This is a genomic window from Pseudomonas fungipugnans, from assembly GCF_029955235.1.
GTDB classification, from domain to species: Bacteria; Pseudomonadota; Gammaproteobacteria; order Pseudomonadales; family Pseudomonadaceae; genus Aquipseudomonas; species Aquipseudomonas fungipugnans.
Window position 1 is genome coordinate 1,484,489 of the sequence record NZ_JARBWL010000001.1, and the last position, 23,629, is coordinate 1,508,117.

Genomic DNA, 23,629 nt, shown 5'->3' on the forward strand with positions numbered 1-23,629 from the left:
CGTGGTTAAAGGCTGTAACGGCACGCCGGGCCAAAAGTTGAATATCACTCCCCCAGTATCCGCTTTTGTGGCGAGGGAGCTTGCTCGCCACAAAAGCCCTCCTGCAGGCAATTTACAACACCATCGCCGCCACCCAGCCAAACGCCAGCAACGGCAGGTTGTAGTGCAGGAACGTCGGCACCACCGTGTCCCAGATGTGGTGGTGCTGACCGTCAACGTTCAAGCCCGAAGTCGGCCCCAAGGTCGAATCCGAGGCTGGCGAACCCGTATCCCCCAGTGCCCCCGCCGTGCCGACGATGCAGACGATGGCCATCGGGCTGAACCCCAGTTGCACGCACAGCGGCACGAAAATCGCCGCCAGGATCGGCACAGTGGAGAACGACGAGCCAATGCCGATGGTCACCAGCAACCCCACCAACAGCATCAACAGCGCGCCAATCGCCTTGCTGTGATTGATCCACGCCGCCGCGCTTTCGACCAGCGTGCGGACCTGCCCGGTGGCCTTGAGCACTTCGGCAAAACCGGAGGCGGCGATCATGATGAAGCCGATCATCGCCATCATCTTCATGCCTTCGGTGAACAGGTCGTCGGTCTCGCGCCATTTGACGATGCCCGACACCGAGAAAATCAGGAACCCGGCCAGCGCGCCGATGATCATCGAGTCCAGCAGCAACTGAATGACAAACGCGGCGACGATGGCCAGGCCCGCGACACCGATGGTTTTCGGGTTGTAGGCAACGCTGACCTGCTCCACTTGCTCGATCTTCGCCAGGTCATACACGCGCTTCTTGCGGTAGCTGACAAACACCGCCATCAACAGCCCGAAGACCATGCCCAGCGCCGGAATGGCCATGGCGTGCATGACGTTGATCTGGCTGATGTCGACGCCGCTCCTGGCGACGTTGGCCAGCAGAATCTGATTGAGGAAGATGTTGCCGAAACCGACCGGGAACACCATGTACGGGGTGATCAGGCCGAAGGTCATGACGCAGGCGATCAGCCGGCGATCCAGCTGCAATTTGGTCAGCACATAGAGAAGCGGTGGCACCAGCAACGGAATGAAGGCGATATGTATCGGCAATATGTTCTGCGAGGCGATGGCCACCACCCAGAGCAATCCGATCAGCAGCCACTTGACCTGCCCGGCACCATGGGCGTGCTGGCGATCGACCATGGCCAGGGCCTTGTCGGCCAGCGCGTGGGCCATGCCGGACTTGGCAATCGCCACCGCGAAAGCGCCGAGCAAGGCGTAGGACAATGCCACTGTCGCCCCGCCACCGAGGCCGCTGTTGAACGCTTTGAGGGTCGCGTCGATGCCCAGGCCACCGGTCAGGCCACCCACCAGCGCACCGACGATCAGCGCGATCACCACATGCACGCGGCACAGGCTGAGGATCAGCATGACGCCAACCGCGGCAATTACAGCATTAATCATCACAACCTCAAGACAGACGAAATGAGTCCGTCCGGCTGCCTGCACAGGCCGCCAGCGGATAAAGGAATGGGTTTTATTAGAGGGCGCGCACTGTGCCGGACCGTTGGCGCCTTGTCAAAGCGCATGGGCCCTGTAGATGTGTAACTACTTATGATCCCCCAAGGGGATTGCGTCGCGATAAAAAGCGCTGGAAGCAACATAAAGAAAGCCGAATCGCAGCCGTTACAGTGCAAAGTCTCAGATATTTATCGAATAAGGACATTCCCATGCCGCTGCGTCAACTTTCCATTCAATGGAAAATCACCCTGCTGGCCGGGCTGTGCCTGGCGGGCATCGTGACCCTGCTGGTGGGTCTTTCGCTGTATCGCATGGAGCACAGCTCGGCGCTGGTGAAAGCCTCAAGCATGGAGATGCTCACCGAATCCGCCCAGGCGCGGATCGAGTCCCAGGGTGAAGTCCAGGCGTTGGGCATTCGCCAGCAGTTCATGGACGCCTATCAATATGGCCACGGCTTTTCGCGTCAGGTGCTGTTTTTGCGCGAGCAGGCCGAGAAGCGTTTTCTCGATGCCTTCGACCTGCGTGAAGACCTGACCCGTCAGGTCAAGTCGGCGCTGCAAGCCAACCCTGACTTGCTCGGCCTGTCGCTGGTGTTCGAAGCCAACGCGCTGGACGGCAAGGACGAATTGTTCGCCGGGCAAGCGGAACTGGGCAGTAACGACAAAGGCCGTTTCGCCCTGTACTGGTCGCAGCCGACCCCGGGCAAGCTGACCTCGATGTCGCTGCCGGAACACGACATGGCCGACACCAGCACCGGCCCCAGCGGCGAGGCGGCCAACGCCTGGTTCACCTGCCCGCGCACCACACTCAAGCCGTGCGTGATCGAGCCGTACTTCTATCAGATCGATGGCCAGAACGTGCTGATGACCAGCATCGTGTTCCCGCTGATGGTCGACGGCAAAGTGATCGCCTCGTTGTCGGTGGACATCAACCTCAACAGCCTGCAAGCGATCAGCCAGAACGCCAGCAAAAAACTCTATGACGGCCAGACCAGCGTCAGCATCGTCAGCCCGGTGGGCCTGCTCGCCGGCTACAGTCCGGACGCCAGCAAACTCAGCCAGCGCCTGGACGCCGTGGACAAGACCAGCGGCGCCGAGTTGCTGCGTATGCTCGCCAGCAGCAACCAGACCAACAGCCTGCATGGCAATCAGCAATTGAAAGTGCTGTCGCCCTTCCAGCCGATTCCCGGCGGCAAGTCCTGGGGCGTGTTGCTCGACGTGCCGGAAAAAGTCCTGGTCGGCCCCGCCGATGCACTGAAAAAGCAGCTGGATGACAGCAACACCGCCGGCACCCTGACCGAACTCAGCCTGGGCGTCCTGGCCGCGTTGATCGGTCTGTTGCTGGTGTGGCTGATGGCGCGCAGCGTGACCAAGCCCATCCTCGGCGTGGCGCAGATGCTGGAAGACATTGCCAGTGGCGAAGGCGACCTGACCCGACGCCTGGCCTACGACAAAAAGGACGAACTGGGCCAGTTGGCCGGTTGGTTCAACCGGTTCCTCGACAAGTTGCAGCCGATCATCGCCGAAGTGAAACGCTCGGTGCAGGACGCCCGCAGTACTGCCGATCAGTCCTCGGCCATCGCCACTCAGACCAGCGCCGGCATGGAGCAGCAGTACCGTCAGGTCGATCAGGTGGCCACCGCATCCCACGAAATGAGCGCCACCGCGCAAGACGTCGCCCGCAGCGCCGCACAGGCTGCACATGCCGCGCGGGACGCCGATCAGGCGACGCGCCAGGGTCTGACCGTGATCGACCGCACCACCACCAGCATCGACAACCTGGCCGCCGACATGAGCGCAGCCATGGTGCAAGTCGAAGGCCTGGCGGCCAACAGCGAGAAGATCGGTTCGGTGCTGGAAGTGATTCGCGCCATCGCCGAGCAGACCAACCTGCTGGCCCTGAACGCCGCCATCGAAGCGGCCCGTGCCGGTGAGGCCGGACGCGGCTTTGCGGTGGTGGCCGATGAAGTGCGCAACCTGGCGCGCCGCACTCAGGAGTCGGTAGAGGAAACCCGTCAGGTGATCGAGCAATTGCAGAGCGGCACCCAGCAAGTGGTGGGCTCGATGAACAACAGCCATCGCCAGGCGCAAGGCAGTGTCGAACAGGTCGGCCAGGCCGTGATCGCCCTGCGCCAGATCGGCGATGCCGTGACGGTGATCAGCGACATGAACTTGCAGATCGCTTCTGCCGCCGAAGAACAGAGCGCGGTGGCCGAGGAAATCAACAATAACGTGGCGACGATCCGCGATGTGACTGAATCACTGTCGGGGCAGGCGAACGAGTCGGCGCGGGTCAGCCAGTCGCTGAACAGCCTGGCGAATCAGCAGCAGAGCTTGATGGATCAGTTCAGGGTCTAATCCCTATCTAGCGCCAGATAAAGATCCAATGTGGGAGCGAGCTTGCTCGCTCCCACAGGGTTATCGTTGGCTTTAGAGTTGTGTCAGCGTTTTGGGAGTTCGATGACGACCTTCAGCCCACCCCACTCACTCTCCCCCAACCGCAATACCGCGCCCCAGCTGTCGACAATATCGCGCACAATCCCCAATCCCAAACCATGCCCTTCAGTCTGTTCATCCAGTCGAGTCCCCCGGCTGAACACCTGATCGCGCTGCACTTCGGGGATCCCTGGTCCATCGTCTTCGACGTTCAGTTCAAACCCTTCAGCGGTCTCGACCACGCTCAGGCGAACCTCGGCGTCCGCCCATTTGCAGGCGTTGTCCAGCAGGTTGCCAAGCAATTCCAGCAAGTCTTCCCGGTCCCACGGCAGCTGCAAACCGGCCGGAGCGCGGTAGCTCAAATCAAGGTGCTCACCGTGAATCATGTTCAACGTCGCCAGCAATCCCGGCAGTTCGGCATCGCAATCGAACAACGCCCCCGGCAGCGCATCGCCGGACAAACGTGCGCGATTGAGTTCGCGGCCCAGGCGCTGCTCCATCTGGTCAAGCTGCGCCAGAATCACTTTGCGCAGTTGCGGATGGGCGTCGAGTTTGTCGCTGGACGCCAGGCTCAACAGCACCGCCAACGGGGTTTTCAGCGCGTGCCCCAGGTTGCCCAGGGCATTGCGAGAACGCTTGAGGCTGTCTTCGGTGTGGGCCAGCAAATGGTTGATCTGCGCCACCAGCGGTTCCAGTTCCACTGGCACCTGATCGTCAAGTTGCGAGCGCTGGCCCTGCTGCAATTGCGCGATCTGCTCGCGGGCTTTTTCCAGCGGGCGCAAGGCCCGGCGCACGGTAACTCGCTGCAACAGCAGAATCAGCAACAGCGCCGTCAGCCCAAGGCCCAGACCGATCTGGCGCATGCGCTGGAAACTCTGGCGCACTGGCGTGTAATCCTGCGCCACGCTGATGGAAATCGACTGGCCGAGCCGGCGATAGTCCGAGCGCAGCACCAACAGTTGTTGCCCTTCCGGCCCCAGTTGCAGGTTGCTGTGCAGGCCCGGTTGCGACAATAGCGGTAGTTCCTGATCCCACAACGAGCGCGAACGCCAATGGCTGTCGGCAAAATCGATGCGAAAGTAATGACCGGAAAACGGCCGCTGATAGGCCGGTGACAGATGCCGTTCATCCAGTTTCAGGCCCTGCGGTCCGCGCACCAGTGCCAGCAACAGGCTTTCGCTGTCCTCGCGCAAACCGGCTTCCAGATACCGCTGCAAACCCACTTCGAACAGCCACAGGCTGGTTTGTGCCAACACCAGACCCACCACCACCATCACGCTGATCAGCCCCAGGCTCAGGCGGCGCTGGATCGACTTCACTGAGTTTGCCCACCGAACAGGTAGCCCTGGCCACGACGGGTTTCAATCACGCTGCGACCGAGCTTGCGCCGCAGGTGATTGACGTGGACTTCCAGCACATTGGAGTCGCGCTCGGTTTCGCCGTCATAAAGGTGTTCGGCGAGGTGGCTCTTGGAGAGAATCTGTTCGGGGTGCAGCATGAAATAGCGCAGCAGGCGAAATTCCGCGGCGGTGAGCTGGATGTCGGCACCGTCACGGACCACGCACTGGCGGCCCTCGTCCAGGTGCAGCCCGGCGGCCTTGAGTGTCGGCTGATTGGCCTGGCCATGGGAGCGGCGCAGCAGCGCCTGTACCCGCAGGTGCAGTTCTTCGGGGTGAAAGGGTTTGGTCAGGTAGTCGTCGGCGCCAGCCTTGAGGCCTTCGATGCGCTCGGCCCAGGAACCGCGCGCCGTGAGGATCAGCACCGGCGTCGCCAGCCCGCCGGTGCGCCATTGCTCCAGCACCTCAAGCCCCGGCAAACCAGGCAAGCCGAGGTCGAGGATGATCAGGTCATAGGGCTCGCTTTGGCCCTGATACACCGCGTCACGCCCGTCGGCCAGCCAGTCCACGGCGTAGCCCTGACGGCTGAGGCCGGCCATCAACTCGTCCGCCAGCGGCACATGGTCTTCCACCAGAAGCAAACGCATCGATCAATCTTCCTTGTCTTTGAGTAAGCGGCCAGTGGCGGCTTCAATATCCAGCTCCCGTACCACGCCTGCGGTGGTCAGCAACTCGACTTCGTAAATGTAGACGTCGTGCTTTTCTTCAAGCTCGGCTTCCAGCAGTTTGGCGCCGGGATACCGGTCCAGTGCCTGTGCCAGCAATTGCTCCAGCGGCAGGATCACACCTTGTTGGCGCAGGCGCAGGGCTTCGTCCTGATCCAGGTCGCGGGCCATGACCACCGAGCAAAAAGCCAGGAGCGCCAAGGCTGCTCGACTGCTGGCGCGTAGATTCAACTTCATTACGTATCCTGATGATCCTTGAGCACCTGGCCGCTGACAGCGTCCAGTTCCACATCCCATTCAACGCCTTGGGGATCGCGCAGTTCCACCTGATAGATGTACTTGCCGTACTCTTCTTCAAGCTCGGTTTGCGTGACATTGGCACCGGGGTGATTGGCCAATGCAAGGGCATTGAGCTTCTCGAAAGAGACAATGGTACCAGCGTCGCGCAACCTCAGGGCTTCGTCAGGGCCCAGGTCACGAGCGTGGGCGAGGCTGGCGGTCATTGTGATCAGGGATGCGGTGAACAGGGCAGTCAGGATTTTCATGGGTGTCTCCGTATTTTTTTATGTGCTGCGTGGCGGGGACACGTTAACGGGATGAACTTAACTGAAACTGAATTGCCATCATCTGTCATGGCACTGCGACCGGCTGACTGACACAGAACCTGTGGGAGCGAGCCTGCTCGCGATGGCTTTGTGAGATTCACCCTTTCAATCGCCTGATGCCCAGCTATCGCGAGCAGGCTCGCTCCCACATTGAAATTGTCCAGCTCCAGAATCCGCCTATAATTCGCCGCTTGCCTGACATCGAGACCGGTATGACCGCTATCCACATCAAGTTCCCGTCCCTGACCCTCAAGGCCGGCCCCCGTGCCCTGGCGCGTATCCGCAAGGATGGCCTGAGCGCCGCCGATGTCGGCACATTGCCGGGCGCAGCCGGGGGTCCCAAGGCGTTGGGAATCCAGGGTCTGGACCTGGCGCTATTCGGCCAATGGCTGCCGGCGGCGCCACGGGAGCGCTCGCTGATCGGCGCCTCGGTGGGTTCCTGGCGGTTCGCCAGCGCCTGCCTGCCGGATGCCGCCGAGGGTATTCGCCGGCTCGGCCACCTGTACACCGAGCAGGATTTCGCCAAGGGCGTGACCATGGCGCAAATCAGTCAAAGCTCGCAGCGCATGCTCGATGACCTGCTCGAGGGGCGCGACGCCTCGATCCTCAACAACGCCGATTACCGCTTGAACATCATGGTGGTCAAAAGCCACGGCCTGCTCGCCGACGACCATCGTGGCCGGCTCGGGCTGGGGCTGTCCTCGGTCATCGCCGACAACCTGCGCGGTCGTGCGCGGCTGGCGCGGCACTTCGAACGGCTGATCATCCATGACCCGCGCCTGGCGCCACCGGTCAACGCGTTGAATGATTTCCCGTCACGCTTCGTCATGCTGAACGCCGGCAATCTGCGCCAGGCACTGCTGGCCTCGGGCTCGATCCCGATGATCATGGAAGGCGTGCGCGACCTGCCGGGGGCTGGCGCCGGGACGTTCCGCGATGGGGGGCTGCTGGACTATCACCTGGACTTGCCCTACAGCGGCAGCGACATCGTGCTCTACCCACACTTCACCGACCGGGTCATTCCCGGCTGGTTCGACAAGCCCCTGCCGTGGCGCCGCGCCTGCCCCACACGTTTGCAGGATGTGCTGTTGCTGGCGCCCTCCAGGGACTATCTGGCCCGCCTGCCCTACGGAAAATTGCCCGACCGTAACGACTTCAAGCGCTTCATGGGCGATGCCCCGAGCCGGCAGAAATACTGGCGCACGGCGATGGATGAAAGCCGGCGCCTGGGTGACGAGTTCCTGGAACTGGCCGCCAACGGTCGCCTGGGCGAGCGCTTGCTGACCCTTTAGTCAGTGTTTTGCCCAGAGCTCTGGTAAACTCGCCGACTGCCCACATCGCTGCGGCGATCGCCACCTGACAGAGCTCAAACCCCTTGGAAATCTTCAAAGAATTTACCTTCGAATCCGCCCACCGCCTGCCTCACGTGCCGGACGGCCACAAGTGCGGTCGCCTGCACGGTCACTCGTTCAAAGTGGCCATCCACCTGAGCGGCGACCTCGACCCGCACACCGGCTGGATCCGCGATTTCTCGGAAATCAAGGCGATCTTCAAGCCGCTGTATGAGCGCCTGGATCACAACTACCTGAACGACATTCCCGGCCTGGAAAACCCGACCAGTGAAGTGCTGGCCAAGTGGATCTGGACCGAGTTGAAGCCATTGCTGCCGGAACTCAGCGCGATTCGCATCCACGAGACCTGCACCAGCGGCTGCATCTATCGCGGCGAGTAACCCCCCCTTCAAAACAACACACCCCTCGCTCCCACAAGGGGGGTCATGTGTTTTCTCGGCACCACCATTCCAGACAAATCCCGATCTCGGCTATAAGTAACCACCAAGACCGAAAAAAGGATTGTCCTGATGCTCATCATCAACGCCCGCCTGCGCAATCAAGAAGGCCTGCATGAGCTGCACCTGGAAAACGGCCTGATCCGCAGCATCGCCCGCCAGACCGAAGCGCCGAACCTGGGCGCCAATGACCTGGACGCCGGCGGCAATCTGGTGGTGCCGCCCTTCGTCGAACCGCACATTCACCTCGACGCCACCCTCACCGCCGGCGAGCCGCGCTGGAACATGAGTGGCACGCTGTTCGAAGGCATCGAGTGCTGGGGCGAACGCAAGGCCACCATCACCCTCGAAGACACCAGGGTCCGCGCCCAAAAAACCATCCAGACCCTGGCCGCCCATGGGATCCAGCATGTGCGTACCCACGTCGATGTCACTGACCCGAACCTGACCGCGCTCAAGGCGATGCTTGAGGTGCGCGAGGAAAGCCGTCACCTGATCGACCTGCAAATTGTCGCGTTCCCCCAGGAAGGCATCGAGTCATACCGCAATGGCCGTGAGCTGATGGAAGAAGCGATCCGCATGGGCGCCGATGTGGTCGGTGGCATTCCGCATTTCGAGTACACCCGCGATCAGGGCGTCAGCTCGGTCAAGTTCCTGATGGACCTGGCCGAACGCACCGGCTGCCTGGTGGACGTGCACTGCGACGAAACCGACGACCCGCACTCGCGCTTCCTTGAAGTGCTGGCTGAAGAGGCGCGCAGCCGCGACATGGGCTCGCGCGTCACCGCCAGCCACACCACTGCGATGGGCTCCTACGACAACGCTTATTGCGCAAAACTGTTCCGCCTGCTCGGGCATTCGGGCATCAGTTTTGTCTCCTGCCCCACCGAAAGCATTCACCTGCAAGGACGCTTCGACAACTTCCCGAAACGCCGGGGCGTGACCCGAGTCAACGAGTTACTGGAAGCGGGCATGAACGTGTGTTTCGGCCAGGATTCCATCGTCGACCCGTGGTACCCGCTGGGCAACGGCAACATCCTGCGTGTCCTGGAAGCCGGCCTGCACATCTGCCACATGCTCGGTTATCGCAACCTGCAAAGTGCGTTGGACCTGGTGAGCGACAACAGCGCCAAGGCCATGAACCTCGGCGAGCGTTATGGACTGGAACCGGGGCGTCCGGCGAATCTGCTGATTCTGTCGGCGGACAGCGATTACGAAGTGATCCGTAGCCAGGGCTTGCCGCTGTATTCGATTCGCGGGGGGAAGGTGTTGATGAAACGCACAATGCCGGTGGTGGAGTGGCCGCAACAAGTCTGAGTTTATCGCCGACTGGGCGGGCCTCTTCGCGAGCACGCCCGCTCCCACAGCTGATCTTCAGTGGTCACAGATCGTGTATTCGACACGAGTCCAATGTGGGAGCGAGCTTGCTCGCGATGACCATCTTGAATTCACCCCATCCGCCAACACTTGTTCATCACTCGACAATGCCCCGGTGTCCGCTGCAGAAGTCACACCTCAACGACGAAATACCGCCCCGGCGTCACCCCGAACGCTCGCCGGAACATCGCGATAAACGCGCTGACATTTTCATAGCCCAATTCAAGCGCAATGGTGGTCACCGGCACGGTCGCTGCCAACAGTTCCAGCGCCCGCAGCAATCGCGCGCGCTGGCGCCACTGACTGAAAGTGAAGCCGGTTTCGCTGACGAAGCGCCGGGCCAGGGTCCGCGACGACAATCCGCCCCACTGCGCCCATTGCGCCAGTGAACGGTTATCGGCCAGATCATCGACCAGCGCCTGGGTGATGCCCCGCAATCGCGAGTCGCGGGGCAGCGGCAGGCCGAACGGCTCGGCGGGTGATGCGCAAATTTCGTCGAGGATCAGTTGAGCGATCCGCTCCTGTCGCGGATCTAGTGCGTGTTCGCCCCAGGTTGCCGCCCGATCAACGGCGGCGCGCAGCAGTTGCGAGGTCGCAATGATGCAGGGGTGCCCGGACAAACCGGCACAGGCCGGTGCTGCGACATAGACGCTCCAGCCATGGAACGGGCCATGGGAGCGCAAGCCGTGCAGCACGTTCGGGGGAATCCACACCGCGTGGGTGGCCGGCACCACCCAATGATGATCCGCCACCGCCACCGACAACAGCCCGCGCCGCGCCCCCAGCAACTGGCCGCGAGCATGCTGGTGCAAGGCGCTTTGGCGCTCGAGCGGGCTGTCCTGAATCACGGCAATCATCCGCGCAGCGGTGCAAGACTGTGCCAGCTCAGTGGAAATCAGCGGTGTGTTCATTGGCAGTTTCACGTTATCGAATGGCCTTGATCGCGCAGTTTAGCCAGAAATTACGCGTCAGGATAAACACTCATTCACTGGAGACTCCTTTATGCGCGCCGAAGACTTGCTTCCCGATGACATCAACCAAGGCCAATTCAACGGCACCACCGTACGCAAGGGGACGGTCGGGGCGTTTCTGATCAATGCCCGAATGTTGAGCGATCCCCTCAGCAACGTTGAACAACGGCGCAGGGCCGAGCAGGACATTATCGCCGCCTTGCCCGCCCTTCGCGCACTGGGCTTGTTCGAGATCCTGCAAGTACGCGACCTCGCGCTGCGGACTTTGTGCGAGCACACCTGAGACCCGCACTCGCGATAGAGGGCCGGGCTGTGCAAGGATGTCACCCTGCCCCACCGCAAACCCGCCCGGACTCTGATCGAACCGCACCGGTGAATCATTGTCCCTTGGGGACGCGACGTTTTTTGCCAAGGATCGATATGACCAACCTCAACACGCAAGCCCCGTTCGTCCCGGGGCGTCTGGAACAGATGTCCACCCGCATCGCCTTTTTCATTGCCGGCTTCGGCATCGCCGCGTGGGCGCCGCTGGTGCCCTACGCCAAGGCTCGCGCCGGGCTGGATGAAGGAACGTTGGGCCTGTTGCTGTTGTGCCTGGGGGTGGGTTCGATTCTGGCGATGCCGATGGCCGGGATTCTGGCCTCGCGTTTTGGCGTGCGCCGAGTGGCCAGTGGCGGCACCTTGCTGATCTGCGTTGCCCTGCCGCTGTTGGCGACGGTGTCATCGATTCCTGCGCTGATCGCGACGCTGTTCCTGTTTGGCGCGGGGCTCGGCACGGTGGATTCGACGGTCAACCTGCAAGCCGTGATCGTCGAGCGCGCCAGTGGCCGCAACATGATGTCGGGCTTCCACGGCTTGTTCAGCCTTGGCGGGATCGTCGGTGCAGCGGGGGTCAGCGCCCTGCTCGCCCTCGGCATTTCACCGCTGGGGGCAATGTTGGTGGTGGTTGTGCTGTTGCTGCTGGCATTGCTCAAGGCCGCGCCGCACCTGCTGCCTTATGCCAGTGAAAGCAGCGGACCGGCGTTTGCAGTGCCTCATGGGATCGTGCTGTTTATCGGTGGTCTGTGCTTCATCGTGTTCCTCACCGAAGGCGCAGTGCTGGACTGGAGCGCGGTGTTCCTGGCGTCCGAACGCGGGATCGATACGGCGTATGCCGGGCTGGGTTATGCGGCATTTGCCTTGACCATGACTGCCGGGCGCTTGACCGGTGACCGGATTGTGCGACGCCTGGGCGCCACCAAAGTGATTATCTTCGGCGGCCTGACGGCGGCAGTGGGCCTGTCGCTGGCCACCTTCGCACCGAGCTGGGAAGCGGCGCTGGCGGGGTATGCGCTGGTGGGTGCAGGCTGTTCGAACATCGTCCCGGTCCTGTATACCGCTGTTGGCAAACAGACCGTCATGCCGGAAAACATCGCCGTACCGGCCATCACTACATTGGGCTACGCAGGCATTCTCGCAGGGCCGGCGCTGATCGGCTTCATCGCCCATGGCAGCAGCTTGAGTTTTGCCTTTGGATTAATGGCAGTGTTACTGGTGGCAGTGGCGATCAGTGGCAAGGTGTTGAAAGTCTGAAAAGCTTCGCGGGCAAGCCCGCTCCCACAGGGGATCACCGGTGAACCCAGTATTTGTGTTCAACACAAATCCAATGTGGGAGTGGGCTTGCCCGCGAAGGGGCCATCTGCTTCAACATCAATGCTGACTGATCCACCGCTTTCGCGGGCGAGCCCGCTCCCACAGTTGATCTTCAGTGGACACAGACCTTGTGTTCAACACAAATCCAATGTGGGAGTGGGCTTGCCCGCGAAGGGGCCAACTGCTTCAACATCAATGCTGACTGATCCACCGCTTTCGCGGGCAAGCTCGCTCCCACAGGGGATCACCGGTGAACCCAGTATTTGTGTTCAACACAAATCTAATGTGGGAGTGGGCTTGCCCGCGAAGGGGCCATCTGCTTCAACATCAATGCTGACTGATCCACCGCTTTCGCGGGCAAGCCCGCTCCCACAGGGGATCGTCGGTGAACCCAGTATTTGTGTTCAACACAAATCCAATGTGGGAGCGGGCTTGCCCGCGAAGGGGCCAACTGCTTCAACATCAATGCTGACTGATCCACCGCTTTCGCGGGCAAGCCCGCTCCCACAGGGGATCGTCGGTGAGCACAGTATTTGTGTTCAACAATGCTCTGCGGTCTATCAGAACCCGACGCTGGCCTGCACAAAGAACGTGCGCGGTGCGCCCACGTACATCCCCGAGTTGTTGTCGCTGGAGCGGGTGAAGTACTGCTTGTCGAAGACGTTTTTCACCCCGGCGCCAAGCTTCAGGTTCGACAGCTGCGAGCCGAAATCATAGCCGCCACGCACGTTCCAGGTGACGTAGCCCGGAATGTCGCCGTACTGACCGTCCGCCGTGCCTTCGGTGATGTAGTTGTGGCTGAAGCTGCCGTCGGCATTGACGCCGGTGCCCGGTGAGCGCTGTTTGGACTGGGCGAAGCCGTCGAGGTTGTAAGTCCAGCGATTGACGTCATAACGCAGGCCGACCGTGGCCACCTGACGTGAGTAGAACGGCAGGTCACGCCCTTTGAAGCCCGGGATCTCGCCCTCGTACGTGGCACGGGTAAAGGTGAAACCGGCATTGGCGCTCAGGCCTTCCAGGCGCGGATCCAGCGCCGACATATCGTAGTGCACCGACGCTTCAAGGCCCTGGTGTTTGGTGGCACCCAGGTTGGTCCAGCCCACGTCGTTGCTGATGTATTGCAGCTCGTCGTCGAAGTCGATGTAGAACAGCGTCACTTCCCCGCCCCACACGTCATCGTTGTAGCGCGTGCCGATTTCGTAGGTCTTGGCCTTTTCCGGGTTCAGGCCGTTGGCGGTGCTGTCACCCGTACCGCCCTGCCCCAGCTGGAAATATTGCAGGCTGCCAAACGAGGTTTCGTAGTTGGCAAACAGCTTCCACGCATCGGACAGGTGATACATGACGCTCAAGGCCGGCAACGGCTCGTTGCTCTCGATGCTGCGGTTTTTCTCCGGCACGCGCTTGCCATTGGTGTCGAGAACAGCGCGGTCGTGCCAGTCGGTGCTGATGTGTTCGAAGCGAATACCCGGTGTCACGGTCCAGTTGCCAATGTCGATTTTGTTATCGACGTACACCGAATTGGCTTCAGTGCCACCGGTGCGGTCCTGGAACACATGACCGTCAGAGGTCGGCGTCAGCACCGGCTGATTATTGATCAGCGCCACACGGCTCGACTGCTCGTGCATGGCTTCCTTGAGGTAGCGATAACCGACGCTGACTTCCTGAGTGGACGGTCCGACATCGAACACATGCGACACCCGCGGCTCGACGCCCAGGGTGTAGTAGGAACGCGGATAGGAACTCAGGGTGTTCTGGTCGCGGGCGGCGATGGTGCTGCCACGGAAGCTGTCGGTGTAATACGTCAGCACTTCGGCCTGGGTGCGGTCGTCGATCTGCCGCGCCCACTTGAACGACACGTCTTTGCGCCGCCCGGTGAAATTGTCGTAGTCGCGCACCGACTGGTACGGATTGGCGTCGTACTGCTTCTGGGTCAGGCCGCCGGGCATGTCGGCGCTGGAGTCGTAGTAGTGGAAATTGAGGCTGAAATCGTCCTGATCGGTCGGCGCCCAGTGGGTCTTGAGGATCACGTCGTCGATGTCGTTGCCGTTGTTGCTGTCGCGGTAACCGTTGCCATTGACCCCGGAATACAACAGCGCCACGCCCATGCCGTTGTCCGCAGTGCCGCCGACGAACGCGGTGTCGATGTGCTTCCAGCCGCCGTACCGGGTGGTTTCCAGGGTCGTGCCGATTTCGCCGGTGGCTTTTTCCGGGATGGCGCGGGTGACAAAGTTGATCACTCCGCCGACGTTTTGCGGCCCGTAGCGCACGGACCCGGCACCGCGCACCACGTCGATGCTGTCGAGATTGCCCGAGGAAATCGGTGCCATCGACAGCTGTGGCTGGCCATAAGGCGCAAACGCCGCCGGTACGCCGTCGATCAGCACGGTGGAGCGTGGCGACAGGCGCGAGGTCAGACCGCGCACGCCGACGTTCAAGGAAATATCGCTGCCGCCAGTGCCATTGGAGTCCTGCACTTGCACGCCGGGCACACGGCGCAACACGTCGCTGACGTTCATCGCGCCCTGCTCGACCATCGCTTCACGGCGGATCACCGTCCGCGCGCCGGGGTGGTTTTGCACCACGGCGGCGTTGGCGTCGCCGAGCCAGTCACCGACCACCTTGATGTCGGTGACACCCAGTTCAATCGGGCCTGCGTTGGCGGACGTCGGTGCCGGCGTCAGAGTGACCGAGCCTTCGTCGATCTGATAGTCCAGGCCGCTGCCTTGCAACAATTGGCGCAAGGCCTGCTCTGGCGAGAGATTGCCGTCCACCGCTGGTGCCTGCTTGCCAGCCACCAGGTCCGGACTGAAAAATACTTGCAGCGAGGTTTGCTGACCGAGCTGGCTCAAGGCCTGGCCCAACGGCTGTGCCTTGATATGAATGCCGTCGGCGGCAAAGGCCTGGGGCATCGCCGCACTGACCGCCAGCGCAAGCGCCAATGGCAGCCAGGATGATTTGTTGTTTTTAGCTGAGGTGTTTTTCACGTCGAACGTAGCCCTGTGGATCGCAAGAGTGTGCGTCTGTTAATGAAAACCAGTTGCAGTTGGACTAGAAGACGAAGAACTCGAAAAAAACCTGAATCTACCGTGAAATTATTTCCTGGCTGCCATCAGACAACGTGCGCACGGCCACCGGCAGGATGTTCGGCAAGGCCTTGAGCAAGGCGTCGGTGTTGTTGGATTTGAACACGCTGGTCAGGCGCAGGCTGGCCACTTTGTCGTTGCCGACGGTCAGCGGTTTGTCCCGGTAGCGCGACACTTCAGCCGCGACTTCGGCCAGGCTGGCGTTATTGAACACCAGTTTGCCCGAGCGCCAGGCCGTCAATTCCTGCGGGTTGACCGCGTAGGCGGCCGCGACATGACCGCCGGCATCGATGTGCGTGCCCAGCCCGGCCGTCAGGCTGATGAAATCGCTGCCCTGACCTTGCACCTTGACCGTGCCCTGCTCCACCGCGACCCGGGTTTGCGTGGTGTCGCGGCGCACGTCGAAGCGCGTGCCGGTGACCGTGACCGTGCCGTTGCCGGTCTCGACCACGAACGGTCGGCTGGTGTCGTGCTCGACGCTGAACATCGCCTCGCCCTCGGTCAACTCGATGCCGCGACGATCCTTTTCATAACGCACCTGCACCCGGCTGCGGCTGTTCAGGTCGATCACCGAACCGTCCGGCAACGCCACATGCCGACGCTCACCCTGCGCGGTGGCGTACTCGGCGGTGTAGCTGGACGGGTGATGCAAGCCACTGAACAGCCCAAGGCCTAGCGCTACCGCCAACACACTGGCGGCCACTGCGTAACGCACCAGCGGGCGACGTTTGCTGCGCGCCGGCGGCCCTTCGCACAGCGCCTGCAAGCGCGCCCTGGGCAGCAGATCGGTGGCGGTCCACAAACCCTGAAGCAGTTGAAATTCGTCGCGATGCTGAGGGTGTTGATTCAGCCACGCCTCGAACTGTTGCTGCATTTCGACGCTGACGGCCGGTTCCTGCAAACGCACAAACCATTGCGCCGCTTCGTCGCGAACCGTTGTTTGCCCGCACGCACAATCACGAGTATCCATCATGGAAGTTCCTGTTTGGCCGGGGATGAGAAGGCGCAACCGGTCATGGCGCAAACCCGTCCAGACGATCACGCAAATGGCGCAGGGTGCGGATCATATACTTTTCCACCATGTTTCTGGACAGGCCCAAACGTTCGGCGATTTCCGCCTGGGTCAGGCCTTCGATCTTCTGCCAGACAAACACCTTGCGGCAGTTGAGCGGCAGCTCCGTGAGCGCCCGTTCGATGGAGTCCGCCAGCTGGATCGCGTGCATGAAATGCTCCGGGTCGCCGGATGACGACACACTGTGATCGATCGCCTCCGACTCCATGGCGCCCCGCCGGTCCTCACGCCGATAACCATCCACTGCGATATTGCGCGCGGTCTGATGCAAATATGCCCGAGGTTGCTGCACCGCCGCCGAATCCGACTCAAGCACCCGCACAAAGGCGTCATGCGCCAGGTCCTCGGCGGCCTGGCGATTTCGCAGGCGACGGGTCCAGGTGCCGATCAACTCTTCGTAATGCTCGAAAAAGCCGGGCCCGCGGGGCAACTTGAGGGTCATTGCGGTGTGCTGTGGAAAAGGGGGCGTGAATAGTAATGCTTCTTATTAACTGGAAGCAATGGCTGGAAGAGGTGGCTCGTGCGCAACCTGCGCAATAGGCTCTTCAACCGAGCGCAAGACGGGGGCGGCGTTGCACCGCCCTCGCCGGCCCGCGACAAATATCGCGGGCCTTTTTCGCATCAACGTACGGTTTTTTACATCCAGTTTGCCGCCAGTACTGGCTGCAAGGTCTGTTGCTCGGCTGCACCGAAGGTCATGGTCGCAGGCGCCGCTGGCGCGAACGCCGCCATGGCCTGGACCAGGTGCTCCACGTCTCGGTCCATCAAGCGATGACCGTCACCGGCCATGATGTCCCGTGGGCGCTCCGGCTTGTCGGCATACCAGTTGTGCAGCGTGACTTCCTGCTTGCTGCCGATGACCGATATCTGCAAGTCCTGCCCCTTGTGCTGGAACCACAGGTGATCGGGGTTGATGTCCTTGCCGAACACCAGATCACCCCCGCCGTCGCTGAACTCGATGTCATTGACCCCGTGCCCGACTTCAACGGTCGGCATGTTGCCACTGACCACCACCTTGTTGTTGCCATCGCCCAGTTTCACCGAGGTGAACGACCCGGAGTCGGTAATGGTGTTATTGCCGTGACCGACCGTGAGTTTGTCGATGTTGCCGGTCACCACATTATTGCCATCGCCCAGGGTGATATTGCCCCGACGGCCCGTCACATTGACCTTGTTGTCGCCGTTGCCGGCATGCACTTTGGCATTCGAGGCCTCGACGTTGATGGTCTTGCTCTCGTCGCCCAGCGTGACATCGGCGAAGAAGCCCTGGACCGTCATCACATTCGGGTCAGTAGCAACCGCTGGAGCGTCATCCCTGGAAGCGGTTGCTCCGCGGATTCTGTCCAGCGTCGCCGCCAGCGCAGCGTTCGCGTCGTCGGTTTTCTTGCGAGAGTCATCGAACATCAGCCGTGGATCCTGCACCCCCACGACGTCTGGCACGGTAATCGGTCGACGCGTCGGGACAGTCAGGTCGGGGTGAGAGAAATCGATCGGCGCAATGTCCGGGATGACAATCGGCCGTGGGCTCGGAATATCGATTGGCGTACGCCCGCCCGCATCCCGACCGACCGGACCGATGTCCGGCAGCTTCGACGGTTCCAGCGAACCGACACCGCGCTCGGCGAGAATCTGCTCGATGGTTTTGCGATCAGGAACCGTTGTCGGGCCACGATTCGCATCACGCTCGGCCAGGATCTGCTCGACGGTCTTGTGCTCCGGCACTGTCGGGTTCAGGTTGACACCGCGCTCTGCCAGGATTTGCTCGATCGTCTTGGTTTCCGGCAACTTGAAGTCTGGAATCGTGACCGAAGGTCGCAGCACCGGGTCGGGGACGACGATGGTCGGATGCAGATCGATCGGCGGCAACGGCCCGACCACCACAGGTTTGTCGATGCCAGGGCGATCGACAATCGGCGTCAATGTGCCCGGCACGCTGACCGTTGGCGGTACGTCCACTGGCGGCACCGGTCCGACCGGCGTGACCACTGCCGGCGCATGGTCGGCGAAGAGGAAGTCCGAGGAGCTGACCTGGGCCACATCCAGCGCATCCAGATACAGCAGCTTGGTATTCGAATCGCTGCGCGTCACGTACACACCATGAATCTGCGTCAAGCCATTGAAGGTGGCGCGGTTCTGGTGTTCAACGGTCAACTGGCTGAAATCGGTGATGCCGGTCTGGCGCAGGTCGATCTTGTCGACGCCATGGCGGAACCCGCGCAAGACGTTGCTGTAATCCTTGGCGGCGGGTTGAGCCGCTACCACGAACACGTCCGACGTTGCGCTGTCATGGCTGTAGATCGTACCGCTGAGCGACGCCACCATTTTGCCTTGGGCATCGCTGCTGTACATCACGCCTTTGGCACCACCGTTCAACACCACGGTGCCCAGGCCTTCCTGCGGCTTGACCGCCGAGGCATCGCTGTTGACGTAAGCGGTCGGCGCCACAAAGCTGTCCTGGAACTTGAAGTTCGCGGCGGTGATGCTGGCGAGCGCCTGGTTTTTCAGGACAATGCTCTGGCCCTTGCCCAGATCAACCTTGACGTCCGCGCCCTGTTGCGTCAGCTGCAGATCGGTGAACTTCTTCCCGGCAAAGCCCACCAGGTCGACGATTTCACCACGGGCGGCGTCGAAGTTGTTGATCGTATCGCTGCCCGCGTCACGGCGATGGACCACAAAGAAGTCCTTGCCCGCACCGCCCGTCAACGTGTTGATGCCACGCCCGCCGTCGAGCATGGCATCGGCATTGCCGGCGACCAGTGTGTCGTTGCCGTCGCCGGTGACGATGTTCTGAATGCCCGACGGATTTTTCACCGTCAACGCCGCGCCGCCGATGCTGGCGACACCGGTCAGCAGGTTGACCGAAGTGTCCCCCGAAACAGCCGCCGCGTTGAGGGTGTTGCGCCCGCCAGCCACACCGTTGACCGCGTCATCCAGTACCGCGCGGTTGGCATGGCCGACCACCGATTTCAGGTATTCATCGGTGTAGAAATAAGTGTCGTCCGCCGTGGCTTTGCTGCCGTACAAACGCAGCGCCCACGAGTTGAGTGTGACCGGCAGACCGGACGCCGAGTCCGTCACCTGCAACACCCAGTTGCCCGCCGAGCGCTCACCGAAGTCATGGGTCGACATGAAGGTGTATTTGAACGACCCGGATTGCGTACTGCCGACGTCGGTGGCACTGGCCCCCGGCATGCCGTCCGGGACTTTGCCCTGACGATTGAGCAACACGCTTTGGGTGCCATCCGGGGAAATCAGCTTGAGTGTCAGATCGCCAAGGCGGCCGACCTGGGCGTCAAAGTCGATTTCGACGTGCTCGACGTTCAAACCGGCATTCATTGCGATAGACGATGTCAGCGTCGCGCCCGACGCCAATGGCTTGCCGAGCGCACCGCTGGAGGCGCTGTAGACGTACTCGTTGGCGCCGGTGCTCTGGGTCATCCAGGCCTCGGACAAGCGCACGGCAGCCCGTGCATCGACTTCACCAAAACCGTAGTCGTTGCTGGTGTGCATGCCGCCACCGTTCCAGCCATGGGCAGCGTTATCGCTCCATTGGGTGGACGGGTCGTTGATCTTGTGCGCCGACAACGCGAGGATCTGCTGCACATCGCGATAACCCAGGTTCGGGTTGGCTTCGAGCATCAACGCGACGATGCCGGAAACGATCGGCGCGGCAAAGCTGGTGCCCTGCATGCTCGTGTAATCGTTGCCGAAGGTCGAACCGCGTTCGGTCTCCAGCATGTGGCTGGTGGACACCACGTTGCTGCCCGGTGCCGACACCAGCAGGCTGGCGCCCGGATTGGAGAATGGCGACGAACCGATCTGCAAGGTCGACAGATCGCCCTGCGCATTGATCGCGCCGACTTCCACCGAGAAACGATTGTTGTTGGTCAGCGAACCCTGGGCACTGCCACCGGTAGCACGGCTGTTGCCGCCCGCCGCCACCAGGATCGTACCCAGGCCGCCGCGACCGTTACTCGCCGCGTACTGCGCATTCATGCTCAGTGCGGTGGCCGTGGTGAAGTGGCCGTCCTGATAGCTGCTGAGGGCGAAGTCATTGGTGAAACCCCAGCTGTTGTTGGCAATGTCGAAACTGACCATGTGCCCCAGGCCTGCCAGGTCATCGCCCTTGCCGGCCAGATAGTAGCCACCGAGCTTCGCGTCATAGGCCACGCCCACGCCGCCGATGCCGTTCTTCGCGCCGACCATCACGCCCGCGACCATCGTCGCGTGGTTGGACACCAGCCCCGGCAAGGTGCCGTTGGTCTTTTGCGTCTGCAGCCAGGCCTGGTCGATATTCGGCGCCAGGTCAGGGTGTGCGACATCAAAGATTTCCGGCGCGGTGGCGAACTGGCCACCCGGCTCGAACTGACCGATGCGCACGCCCTTGCCGGTGTAGTCCTTCCAGACCGGCAACACATTGGTGTCGCTCAAATACCATTCCTGCGCCGCCAGCGGATCAAGCGGCACTTCTGGCGTCATCAGGGTCACACCGGCACGCATTGGTGCCGTCTGGCCGCTGCCCAGGTCCACCACCGATGCCGACAAATTGCCCGCCGCGTCGGCCACGCCGTACTTGAAGCTGATCAGACCGGTGTAATGCGCATCCGGAGTGAACAGCACATCGCCTTGGGCGGTGAGGCTGACCGTGCCGCCGACGGCATCGCCGACATTGGCAATACGCAGTGCGCCCTGGCTGTTGAGACGTTGATCGTTGGCCAATATCGCGTCGGCACTGATCAGATGCGCCTGGGTGCGATCGAAGGCCTTGCCAGCCTTGTCGAGCGTGAGTACATCCGCCACCGGCATCGCGTTGGGGGTCAGCAGGTCAACCGCGGAAATGTCCGAGAAGTTGAGCTTCTGGATATTGCTCAACGTCACCGTGCCGTCACGCCCGGCGACCTTGTCGGCCACTTCATAACCGGTCGCGGTGCGGGTGATGCGGTAGTCGCCATGGTTGCCGTGCAGCGTGACCAGGTTGATCCCGCCATCACCGTCGATGGTCGCATTACCGTGGCCGACCTCGATGATGTCGTTGCCGGCGCCGCCGTAGATTTTATCGGCGCCGCCACCGGCATGAATGATGCTGCCGGCTGCGGAGGCGTAAATGGTGTCGCCCTGCGGCCCGGCATAAATCACCGCTTTGCCGCTGCCGCCGATGATGGTGTTGTGGCCAGTGCCGCCGACCAGAACGTCGTTGCCGCCACCGCCCACGAGCGTCGAATTACCGGAACCGCCCTTGATGAAAGCGCTGCCGGTGCTACCACTCATGATGACGTCGTTGCCGCCGCCACCTTCGGCGATGGTCAGGCCGGCGCTGGCCATGTTCAGGAATACGTCTTTGGTGCCGACGATGATGGCTGTGTCACGCCCCCCATTGCCACGAATGTTTCTTGTGTCGTCCGACGCGCTGATGACAAAAACATCATCGCCCTGGCCGCCGATGTAGGCGTTGCTGCCAGCGCCGCCGACCAGCCAGCTACCGTCGGGCGCGGCGATCAATGTGTCATTGCCGCTGCCGCCGTACAGATTGTTCACCCCCAGTTTTGCCGCGTCCAGGGTTTCACCGGTGGTGCTCTGGCTGGCGTAAGCGCTGGTGGTGCGGCTGTTGACGCCGCTGGTGGTCGAGGTCACCCGCGTGCCGCTGCCCTGACTGGTCAGGGTGTTGCTGACCGGGTCGCCGAGGAAATCTACCGCCAGCGCCTCCTGGTTCTTGCCATTGATCGTGAACGAACCGGTGGCGAGCACCTTGTTGCCGTCACGCATCTCAGCTTGAGGCGACGCCGCCGCACGCACATTGATCTGGGTGATGCCCAGTTCAGCCAGGGTCTTCAATTCACCGGCATCGACTTTTGCGTCATGCGTGCCGTCAACCCAGACCCGCAACTTGCTCCAGATCGGGTCCTTCTGATCGATCACGCCGTCCTTGTTCGCGTCCTCGCTGGCCAGCGCCGCGAAACCGTCCTTGAACTTCGTCTCGCCAGCCGCGCCGTTGACGCCGACCTTGCCGCCGTAATACTCGGAGAACATCTGGCTGACGTCTTTGACCTGGCCACTGCCATCGTCAATCACCAGCATGCCCGTGGTGCGATCCGCCCAACCACTGCGCTTGACCGTGCCGCTGTGGTCGGTATCGAACAACACACCGTCGCGAATGTCGGTCATGTGCACGCCATTGCCGGTCAGATCCAGCAACAACGGGTCGACATACGTGTTGAACGTCGACATCGCCGACAGACCGTTCAGCGTCACGGCGCTGCGCAGGCTGAAATCCGGTTTGGCCGCATCCGGGGTCGGGTAGAACTGCGACAGATAGGTGTTGGGGCGAGCGTTAGGATCGAGCTGCATTTCACCGGGACGAACACCGCCCGAGGCCAGGCTGGCCATTTGCGTGGAGGTGAAATCGGTTTTGTTGAGAATCCCGCCGAGGGCGAAGATGTTGTGCGTCGCGGCGTTGTCGATATAACCGTTGGCGGCATCTCGTGTTCGCTGATTCTCAAGCTGTACCTGGCGGCTCGCCTGAGGATCGGGGTTGATTTCGATATTCAGCAGGCTTGCTGGCGGGGTCCACGTCGGTCCGCCCTGATCAATGAGCGGTTGCCCGTCACGATCCGGATGAATAATCGACATCCCGGTTTTTATTGAAATGACATTGGGCTCGTTGTTCCACCACTCGCCTTCAGTCTTGATATTTTGACCACCGGGGCGCAAGGACTTGTATAAGTTATAAAGACCGCCGCCACCAATAATTTCCGTTTCGGTCAGCCCCAACACGGTTGCAATCAATCCGAAGTTGAAAGAGGCGGCATTGGTGAAGCTGGGAACGAAGCCGTCACCTGTCGTGTGCGAAGCACCGTTATAAGAGCGTTGAAGATCCCCCACGCCACTTTGCCTGAAGGCCTCATAAATATCGCTGTAGAGGCTGTTCCGAAAGCTGAGAGAGGACGCATCATAATCCGCCCTGACTTGCTTGAAGTGTTCGATCGAGGCTTTCATATCATAATCCGCCGGCACCATGAACGGCTGATCGGTCTGGGGATCCATAACATAATTGCCAAGCCCGTCATTCAGCCATTTCGCTGCAACGAGTGTCTTGTCATTGGTTTGTACAAAA

15 protein-coding genes and 2 pseudogenes are annotated in these 23,629 nt (G+C 61.5%); 7 read left to right on the forward strand and 10 right to left on the reverse strand.

Features of this window, described 5'->3' with window-relative positions; all coding sequences use genetic code 11:
• Positions 1-112 precede the first annotated feature (112 nt).
• Positions 113-1,432, reverse strand: a complete 1,320-nt coding sequence (locus POF45_RS05975; RefSeq protein WP_259503214.1) for a Na+/H+ antiporter family protein — start codon at positions 1,430-1,432, stop codon at positions 113-115.
• Between the two features lie 488 nt (positions 1,433-1,920).
• Here POF45_RS05975 and POF45_RS29800 point away from each other — a divergent pair.
• Both POF45_RS29800 and POF45_RS29805 read left to right on the forward strand, forming a co-directional pair.
• Positions 1,921-2,991 (forward strand): annotated as a pseudogene (locus POF45_RS29800) (PDC sensor domain-containing protein); the annotation flags it as partial.
• 264 nt (positions 2,992-3,255) lie between these two features.
• Positions 3,256-3,849, forward strand: a pseudogene (locus tag POF45_RS29805) (methyl-accepting chemotaxis protein); the annotation flags it as partial.
• An 83-nt stretch (positions 3,850-3,932) separates the two neighbouring features.
• Here the strand turns inward: POF45_RS29805 and POF45_RS05985 are convergent.
• The 4 genes from POF45_RS05985 to POF45_RS06000 are packed head-to-tail and all read right to left on the reverse strand — an operon-like array spanning position 3,933 to position 6,534.
• Entirely contained in the window at positions 3,933-5,246 is a 1,314-nt protein-coding gene (locus tag POF45_RS05985) for a sensor histidine kinase (RefSeq protein ID WP_259495125.1), read from the reverse strand.
• Positions 5,243-5,911, reverse strand: coding sequence for a response regulator transcription factor (locus POF45_RS05990; protein ID WP_259495127.1), 669 nt, complete (start codon positions 5,909-5,911; stop codon positions 5,243-5,245). Before POF45_RS05990 ends, POF45_RS05985 begins: the two co-directional genes overlap by 4 nt.
• 3 nt (positions 5,912-5,914) lie before the next feature.
• The gene (locus POF45_RS05995; protein ID WP_259495129.1) at positions 5,915-6,226 is read right to left on the reverse strand and encodes a PepSY domain-containing protein; all 312 of its coding nucleotides are present in this window, start codon (positions 6,224-6,226) and stop codon (positions 5,915-5,917) included.
• The gene (locus POF45_RS06000) at positions 6,226-6,534 is read right to left on the reverse strand and encodes a PepSY domain-containing protein (RefSeq protein ID WP_259495131.1); all 309 of its coding nucleotides are present in this window, start codon (positions 6,532-6,534) and stop codon (positions 6,226-6,228) included. The genes POF45_RS05995 and POF45_RS06000 overlap by 1 nt, the downstream gene beginning before the upstream one ends.
• 272 nt (positions 6,535-6,806) lie before the next feature.
• Here POF45_RS06000 and POF45_RS06005 point away from each other — a divergent pair, with 272 nt between their 5' ends.
• The 3 genes from POF45_RS06005 (at position 6,807) to codA (ending at position 9,700) form a co-directional block, all read left to right on the forward strand.
• Positions 6,807-7,886, forward strand: coding sequence for a patatin-like phospholipase domain-containing protein (locus tag POF45_RS06005; RefSeq protein WP_282315322.1), 1,080 nt, complete (start codon positions 6,807-6,809; stop codon positions 7,884-7,886).
• An 83-nt stretch (positions 7,887-7,969) separates the two neighbouring features.
• Complete coding sequence (queD, locus tag POF45_RS06010; RefSeq protein ID WP_017736453.1) at positions 7,970-8,326, forward strand: 6-carboxytetrahydropterin synthase QueD; 357 nt, start codon at positions 7,970-7,972, stop codon at positions 8,324-8,326.
• A 129-nt stretch (positions 8,327-8,455) separates the two neighbouring features.
• Positions 8,456-9,700 (forward strand): cytosine deaminase, encoded by a 1,245-nt coding sequence (gene codA / locus POF45_RS06015; protein ID WP_282315323.1) that lies wholly within the window; start codon positions 8,456-8,458, stop codon positions 9,698-9,700.
• Between the two features lie 191 nt (positions 9,701-9,891).
• Here the strand turns inward: codA and POF45_RS06020 are convergent, their stop codons facing one another.
• Positions 9,892-10,671 carry an AraC family transcriptional regulator gene (locus POF45_RS06020; RefSeq protein WP_282315324.1) on the reverse strand — a complete coding sequence of 260 codons (780 nt, stop codon included), beginning with the start codon at positions 10,669-10,671 and terminating at the stop codon, positions 9,892-9,894.
• Between the two features lie 91 nt (positions 10,672-10,762).
• On the opposite strand from POF45_RS06020, the gene POF45_RS06025 reads away from it, so the two are divergent.
• Positions 10,763-11,014 (forward strand): hypothetical protein, encoded by a 252-nt coding sequence (locus POF45_RS06025; RefSeq protein WP_259495139.1) that lies wholly within the window; start codon positions 10,763-10,765, stop codon positions 11,012-11,014.
• A 137-nt stretch (positions 11,015-11,151) separates the two neighbouring features.
• Positions 11,152-12,303 (forward strand): MFS transporter, encoded by a 1,152-nt coding sequence (locus POF45_RS06030; RefSeq protein ID WP_259495140.1) that lies wholly within the window; start codon positions 11,152-11,154, stop codon positions 12,301-12,303.
• Between the two features lie 620 nt (positions 12,304-12,923).
• On the opposite strand, the gene POF45_RS06035 is transcribed toward POF45_RS06030, so the two are convergent.
• The 4 genes from POF45_RS06035 to POF45_RS06050 all read right to left on the reverse strand — a co-directional run bounded on the left by POF45_RS06035 (position 12,924) and on the right by POF45_RS06050 (position 23,511).
• On the reverse strand, positions 12,924-15,347 hold the full coding sequence (locus tag POF45_RS06035) for a TonB-dependent siderophore receptor (RefSeq protein ID WP_282315325.1): 2,424 nt from the start codon (positions 15,345-15,347) through the stop codon (positions 12,924-12,926).
• Positions 15,348-15,444: 97 nt separating this feature from the next.
• On the reverse strand, positions 15,445-16,419 hold the full coding sequence (locus tag POF45_RS06040; protein WP_259495143.1) for a FecR family protein: 975 nt from the start codon (positions 16,417-16,419) through the stop codon (positions 15,445-15,447).
• Positions 16,420-16,459: 40 nt separating this feature from the next.
• Entirely contained in the window at positions 16,460-16,960 is a 501-nt protein-coding gene (locus POF45_RS06045; RefSeq protein WP_259495144.1) for a sigma-70 family RNA polymerase sigma factor, read from the reverse strand.
• A gap of 194 nt (positions 16,961-17,154) precedes the next feature.
• Entirely contained in the window at positions 17,155-23,511 is a 6,357-nt protein-coding gene (locus POF45_RS06050) for an SPM autocatalytic domain-containing protein (protein ID WP_282315326.1), read from the reverse strand.
• Positions 23,512-23,629: the final 118 nt, after the last annotated feature.

Coding starts and splice junctions, on each gene's coding strand:
- POF45_RS06005 (WP_282315322.1), top strand. CDS start 6,807: ATGACCGCTATCCACATCAAGTTCCCGTCCCTGACCCTCAAGGCCGGC.
- POF45_RS05995 (WP_259495129.1), bottom strand. CDS start 6,226: ATGAAGTTGAATCTACGCGCCAGCAGTCGAGCAGCCTTGGCGCTCCTG.
- codA (WP_282315323.1), top strand. CDS start 8,456: ATGCTCATCATCAACGCCCGCCTGCGCAATCAAGAAGGCCTGCATGAG.
- POF45_RS06040 (WP_259495143.1), bottom strand. CDS start 16,419: ATGATGGATACTCGTGATTGTGCGTGCGGGCAAACAACGGTTCGCGAC.
- POF45_RS06045 (WP_259495144.1), bottom strand. CDS start 16,960: ATGACCCTCAAGTTGCCCCGCGGGCCCGGCTTTTTCGAGCATTACGAA.
- POF45_RS06050 (WP_282315326.1), bottom strand. CDS start 23,511: ATGAAAGCCTCGATCGAACACTTCAAGCAAGTCAGGGCGGATTATGAT.
- POF45_RS06000 (WP_259495131.1), bottom strand. CDS start 6,534: ATGAAAATCCTGACTGCCCTGTTCACCGCATCCCTGATCACAATGACC.
- POF45_RS06025 (WP_259495139.1), top strand. CDS start 10,763: ATGCGCGCCGAAGACTTGCTTCCCGATGACATCAACCAAGGCCAATTC.
- POF45_RS06020 (WP_282315324.1), bottom strand. CDS start 10,671: ATGAACACACCGCTGATTTCCACTGAGCTGGCACAGTCTTGCACCGCT.
- POF45_RS05990 (WP_259495127.1), bottom strand. CDS start 5,911: ATGCGTTTGCTTCTGGTGGAAGACCATGTGCCGCTGGCGGACGAGTTG.
- POF45_RS06030 (WP_259495140.1), top strand. CDS start 11,152: ATGACCAACCTCAACACGCAAGCCCCGTTCGTCCCGGGGCGTCTGGAA.